The organism is Mycobacterium sp. (assembly GCF_049608025.1).
Classification (GTDB): domain Bacteria; phylum Actinomycetota; class Actinomycetes; order Mycobacteriales; family Mycobacteriaceae; genus Mycobacterium.
In genome coordinates this window covers 1-5,963 of the sequence record NZ_JBMYXC010000090.1, presented here as the reverse complement: position 1 = coordinate 5,963, position 5,963 = coordinate 1, and the positions used below count along the sequence as shown (strand labels likewise).

Genomic DNA, 5,963 nt, shown 5'->3' with positions numbered 1-5,963 from the left:
GCGCTGACATCTTCATGGGCAGATGATGTCCGTGATCGACGGCTAAGCGTCGGAGGCGCGCCGTAACATCAGCCTCACAAGTCAAATATTTTCACTTCTGTCACATTCTCAGGATGCCTGTTCCCGGTCGCCACGGGCGGTTCTGTCACGTACTCAGGACGCCTGTTCCCGGTCGCCACGGGCGGTATCGAGAAGCTCGCGGGCATGTGCGCGGGCGCTGTCGGACTCCCCGAGCCCGGCCAGCATTCGGGCCAACTCGGCGACCCGGCTCTCGTCGTCGAGACGACGCACACCGCTGGATGTCACTCGGCCGCCGCGGCCGGGCGGACCGTCGGGGCCTTCGGGGCCTTCGACCACGAGATGCACGTCGGCATACGCTGCGACTTGGGGCAGGTGGGTCACGACGATGACTTGATGGGTGCGAGCCAACCGCGCCAGGCGCCGGCCGATCTGGACGGCAGCGCGTCCGCCCACCCCGGAATCGACCTCGTCGAACACCATCGTCGTGCCTTCGGTCGACGCGGCCAGCACTACCTCGAGTGCCAGCATCACCCGGGAGAGTTCGCCACCGGAGGCGCTCCTGTTCAGTGGCAGGATGTCGGACCCGCGGTGTGCGGCGAAGCCGAAGTCGACCGAGTCCACGCCGTCCGGACCCGCGTGCACGGCGCTGCCCGACGGCAGCATCAGCGCGGCGCTGTCGCCGGGGCGCACCTCGAGTTGCCCCACGGCGATGGTGAACTCCGCACCGGCCATTGCCAGTCCAGATAGTTCCGCGGTCACGGCCTTGGACAATCCCTTCGCCGCCTTTACCCGAACCTTGGTCAGATCCTGCGCAGCGTCGACGACCTTGAGTTGCAGCGCGTCGACGCGGCGTTCCAACTCAGACAGGGTTTCTTCGGAAGAGTCGAGTTGTACGAGCCGGTCCCGCGACTCGCGCGCCCAGGCCAGCACACCGTCGATGTCAGCGGCGTACTTGCGGGTCAGCGTCCGCAGCTCGGCCTGGCGTGCCAGCTTCAGCTCCAACATGCTTGCATCGCTGGGCAGTTCGGAAAGAAACTGACCCAACTCGCCGGAGACATCAACCAGCACGGCCACCGCCACACCGAGCTGTTCGGCCAGCGCCGCGAGCGCGGGTTCCTCGGTGCCCTCCAGCGCAGAGCGCGCCAGTGCGACCGCATTCGCGGCGGAGAAGCCGTCGGCCGAGCCGGCATCGTCGATCGCGCCGGACAACCTCGTGCGGGCAGTCTCTACCGCCTCACGCAACGAGTCGAGTTCCGACATCCGACGAATGTCGTCGACCAGGGCGTTATCCTCGCCGGGTTCCGGTGCCACCGTGGCGATCTCGTTCAGCGCGAAGTGGAGCCGGTCAGCTTCCTGGGACGACTCGCGTGCACGGTGGTGCCGATCCTCGAGGTCGCGTCTGGTGTCGAGCCACTCATCGCGCAGTGCCCGATATCGGCGCAGGTTGCCGGCGACGCCGGCGTAGCGGTCCAGGGCGGCGCGCTGCTGGTCGGGGCGCATCAGCCGTAACTGATCGTTCTGGCCGTGCAGGGTCAGCAGCTGGTTGGTGAATCCGCCCAGCGACTTGGCCGGCACGCTGCGGCCACCGAGGTAGGCCCTCGACGGCCCGCCGCGGCTGACCGAGCGGGCCGCGATGACGCTGCCGTCGTCGTCCCGCTCGCCGCCCGAGGAGTCCAGCATCTCGTCCACCTGCCGGGTCACGTCAGCAGAAAGTTCGGCGGTCACGAACCGTCCTTCGACCAGGGCCCGATCCGCACCTGAACGCACCTTGGTCAGGTCGGCTCGTGCACCGCCCAGAAGGTGCAGCCCGGTGACGACCATCGTCTTGCCGGCGCCGGTCTCGCCGGTGAGCACGGTCAGACCGCCGTCGAACTCGGCGGTCGCAGCACCGATGGCGCCCAGCGCCTCGATACGGATCTCGGCTAGCACTACTGCCCGCGCCACCCCGTGACGGGCAACCGGAACTTGCGCACCAACCGATCGGTGAACGGCGCGCTGTCAAGACGCACCCACTTGAGCGGCGTACCGCATCGTGTCACCTCGAGCCTGCCCCCGGCCGGTAATATCATCTCCCGGCGCCCGTCACAGAAGACCAGGGCATCGTGGCCACCCGCTTCGATCTCGATGGCGATCGTGGCGGCCGGACTGGTCACCATCGGGCGAGCGAACAGCGCATGGGCATTGTTGGGAACCACCAGGATCGCTTCCAGATCGGGCCACAGCACCGGACCACCGGCGGAGAACGCGTACGCCGTCGAACCCGTCGGAGTGGACACCAACATGCCGTCACACCCGAAGGACGAGACCGGCCTTCCGTCGACTTCGAGGACCACGCCCAGCACGCCCAGCCGGGGGCCCTTCTCCAGGCTGGCCTCGTTGAGCGCCCAGCCACGGTTCAGGAGCCGTCCGCCGGCACGGACCGCCACGTCCAGCGTCATCCGCTCTTCGACCACATAGTCGCGGTTGATGACATGCTCCAGGACGGCGTCGATCGAGTCTGCTTCGGCCTCGGCGAGAAAGCCGATTCGTCCGAGATTGACTCCGAGGACCGGAATCTCGACATTGCGGGCGAGATCGGCGGCCCGCAGGAAGGTGCCGTCGCCGCCGAGCACCAGCACCAGCTCGCATCCCTCGGCGGCCCGCGGGTCGGCGTCAACGACCTCGATCTCCACCCCCATTGCCCGCATGTCGTCGGGCGCCAGGTGAAGCGGTCCGCGATCGACCGCTTCAGCGGAGAGCACCCGAAGAGCGATTCCGTTGTCGCCGAGTGCTTTCTCCACCCGGCGTGCGACCTCGGTCGCCGCCGCGCGGCCGATATGGACGACGAGCAGGATGGTGCGCTGGTGTGTCATTGCGGCCCCTCTTCGACGGCCCGGCCAATTGCGTCCTCGAGCGAGCCTGCCAATAGTGGGCGATCGGTGTCGGCGCGCAGATTCAGGAAGTACTCGACGTTGCCGGCGGGGCCGGGCAACGGGCTCGCGGTGACGGCGATGGTGTGCCAGCGCAGTTGGGCTGCGCGATGGGCGACCGAGAGCACCGCCTCGGCGCGCAGCGCCGGATTCGACACGACCCCGCCCGCGCCCACACGGTCCTTCCCTACCTCGAACTGCGGCTTCACCATGGGAACGATATCGGCGCTCGGCGAGGCGCACGCAACCAGCGCCGGCAAGACGGTCGCCAGCGAAATGAACGACAGATCGGCAACGACGAGATCCGCTGGCCCGCCGATCGCATCCGCGGTGAGATCACGGACGTTGGTGCGCTCCATGACCGTCACCCTCGCATCGTTTCTCAGTGCCCAGGCGAGCTGCCCATAGCCGACGTCGACGGCGACCACGGTGCGGGCCTTGCGGTTGAGCAGCACCTCGGTGAAGCCGCCCGTTGAGGCGCCCGCGTCCATGCAGCGCCGACCCTCTGCCGAGATTTCGAATGCGTCCAGGGCACCGATCAATTTGTGCGCACCCCGTGACACCCAGTGGTGCTCGCCCCGGTCCCGGACGGTCAGGTTGGCGCTCGCGGGGATGGCGGTGGCGGGCTTGGCCGCGGGCATCCCGTCGATGTTGACCCGTCCGGCGCCGATCAACTCGGCCGCCTGCTGGCGGGAGCGGGCCAGGCCGCGTCGTACCAGCTCGGCGTCCACACGAGCGCGCCGCGTCACGCGGATCAGCCCTTCTCGACCGATTCCAGCGCGTGCACCAGAAGCTCGTGAGCCTCCTCCAGACGCGCTGCGGCGGCATCCAGGTCGGATTCGCCCACGTCGGTGTGCTCGCTAAGTAGTTCGGCGACCTGGGCGCGAATCTCGTCAGGGTCGTTAGTCATGTCGGTAGTCACGCTAGCGCACCCTTGCCGCCGGCAGCCGGCAGCAGCGACCAGCGCTGGAGTGCCTGTCGGGCCGTGTCGTCACCCGCGGCGATCGCCGAGGGTCGGTGTTCGGCGTCAACCGCCCAGACCGCGGCCGCGATCGCCCGCACCACCGACAGTGCGTCGCCGGGATCCGCACCCGTTGAGCGCACCCTCAGCTCGGCTGAGTCGACCTCGACCCGCCACCCCGGGTGCTGCCCGACGCGCAGTGTGTCGGCGTCGGCGGTGAGGGCACGGAGGTCCTCGGCGATATAGTCGGGCCGCTGCGCCGGGATCGCCCAGATCGCGTCCTCGGCGGAGTTCACCCCGCACAGCACCATCAAGCTGGGCAGCTGCGCGGCATTCGCGCCGGCGATGTCGGTGTCGAGTCGATCACCAATCACCAGCGGAGCATGAAAGTCGCCGCGGGACAGGGCGTCTGCCATCAGGACCGGAGAGGGCTTGCCGGCTACCTGTGGTTCCAATTCAGTGGCGGTCCGAAGCGCAGCGACCATCGAACCGTTTCCGGGCAGCAGACCCCGCTCCGACGGCAGCGTCTTGTCCACGTTGGCAGCGACCCACACAGCCCCGGACCTGATCGCCAGCGCCGCCTCGGCGAGGTCAGGCCAACTGGTCTCCGGCGAATGTCCCTGGACCACGGCCACCGGGCCATCGGAGGATTGACGCACCGGCGTCAGGCCGACACCGCTGATCTCAGCAGCCAGCGCATCGGTGCCGACGATGAGAACCTTGGCGCCCTGCGGTAACTGCTCGGCCAGCAGGCGCGCAGCACTCTGCGCGCTGGTGACGACATCGGCAGGTTCTGCGGTGAAGCCCAGGTCACACAGATGCCGGGCAACCTGCCCGGCATCGCGGGAGGCGTTGTTGGTGACGTACAGAACGCGGCAATCGACTGCTGCCAGAGTGTCGACGGCACCCGGTGTGGCCCGGTGTCCACGGAACACCGTGCCATCGAGATCAAGCAGCAGGCAATCATGTTGCTGGGCAAGGACGCTCACGTCAGGACAGCTCCGTGATTCGCTCTTCGGCGTCGGTGACATCTTCTGTGTCGGCACGGGCCGCGTGCAGGAACCACCGCAAAGCCTCTTCGTCGCGGCCCAACGCCAGCAGCGTCTCGGCGTGCGCGTAGAAAAGCCGGGCCGCAGTTTGTCCGGTCTTGCCCGGATCCAGTTGAGGTGTGGACAGAATCGCCAATGCCTGCTCATGCTGACCCAGATCGGAGCGGGCCCCTGCGGCGACAATACGTAGCTCGTCGGCGTCGTCACCGCTGAGCTCGCCGGCCTCGGCACTGCGGGCGAGCTCGATGGCGCGTTCGGGACGGCCCACCCCCCGCTCACAGTCGGCGATCAAGGCTAGCAGCGTTGAGCGGCTGCCCATTCTGCGCGCCGCGCGCAACTCCGCCAGTGCCTGAGCCCAGTCGCCGCACTGATAGGCCGCAATCCCCACCGCCTCGCGTACCGCGGCGATTCTGCCGGCTCGCGCACGAGCGGCGCGGGCGTGTGCCAACGCCGCTTCGGGGTCGTCGTCGATGAGTTCACCGGCCGCCACCAGATGACGGGCAATGATATCGGCCGTCGTGCGGTCCAGAGTCGTTAGCTCGCCGCGTATCTCGGGGGCCAGTTGTTTGGCTTCGATGCTGGCGGGTATCGGCGGACCGGCCCCGCGTGCATCCTTCCCGCGTGCATCCTCGGTGTCGGTTCTCGGCTGAGTGCGACGGGCACGCTGCGGCCCGGGAGCGCGCGGCGCTGAGCGCTGATCACGACCGGAGCGCCGGCCACCCGCGGAGCCTGGCCGCGGGCGCCGTTCACCGCGGCCGCCCTGGGTATCCTGCGGCACGGGGGCCCTTCCTGCTTGTTCGTTCACACATCTTGTTCGTTAACACATCGTGTTGGTCAAAAGGATACGGCCAAAGCCGATTTGAGCACAATTGAAACTAATTACACGACGCAAAACACGATTGAACTTTCCTTGTCAGCGAAATTGCGCAAAGGAAATCGCCCCCCACGCAATGGTGGGGGGCGATTCCAATTTGTGTTCGGCGGTGTCCTACTTTTCCACCCGTGTGGGTAGTATCATCGGCG

At 67.7% G+C, this 5,963-nt stretch carries 6 protein-coding genes; all 6 read right to left on the bottom strand.

Features of this window, described 5'->3' with window-relative positions; genetic code table 11:
* Positions 1–153 precede the first annotated feature (153 nt).
* Genes recN through ACPGXI_RS17460 form a run of 6 tightly spaced genes read right to left on the bottom strand, consistent with a single transcriptional unit; the run spans position 154 to position 5,718 of the window.
* Entirely contained in the window at positions 154–1,950 is a 1,797-nt protein-coding gene (gene recN / locus ACPGXI_RS17485) for a DNA repair protein RecN (RefSeq protein WP_526655212.1), read from the bottom strand.
* Positions 1,950–2,873, bottom strand: coding sequence for an NAD kinase (locus tag ACPGXI_RS17480; protein ID WP_526655210.1), 924 nt, complete (start codon positions 2,871–2,873; stop codon positions 1,950–1,952). Before ACPGXI_RS17480 ends, recN begins: the two co-directional genes overlap by 1 nt.
* Positions 2,870–3,679, bottom strand: coding sequence for a TlyA family RNA methyltransferase (locus ACPGXI_RS17475; RefSeq protein ID WP_526655208.1), 810 nt, complete (start codon positions 3,677–3,679; stop codon positions 2,870–2,872). The genes ACPGXI_RS17480 and ACPGXI_RS17475 overlap by 4 nt, the downstream gene beginning before the upstream one ends.
* A gap of 5 nt (positions 3,680–3,684) precedes the next feature.
* Positions 3,685–3,852, bottom strand: a complete 168-nt coding sequence (locus ACPGXI_RS17470) for a hypothetical protein (RefSeq protein ID WP_526655206.1) — start codon at positions 3,850–3,852, stop codon at positions 3,685–3,687.
* Complete coding sequence (locus tag ACPGXI_RS17465) at positions 3,849–4,880, bottom strand: HAD-IIA family hydrolase (protein WP_526655204.1); 1,032 nt, start codon at positions 4,878–4,880, stop codon at positions 3,849–3,851. The genes ACPGXI_RS17470 and ACPGXI_RS17465 overlap by 4 nt, the downstream gene beginning before the upstream one ends.
* A 1-nt stretch (position 4,881) precedes the next feature.
* Positions 4,882–5,718 carry a tetratricopeptide repeat protein gene (locus ACPGXI_RS17460; RefSeq protein ID WP_526655202.1) on the bottom strand — a complete coding sequence of 279 codons (837 nt, stop codon included), beginning with the start codon at positions 5,716–5,718 and terminating at the stop codon, positions 4,882–4,884.
* Positions 5,719–5,963 lie beyond the last annotated feature (245 nt).

Coding starts and splice junctions, on each gene's coding strand:
- ACPGXI_RS17480 (WP_526655210.1), bottom strand. CDS start 2,873: ATGACACACCAGCGCACCATCCTGCTCGTCGTCCATATCGGCCGCGCG.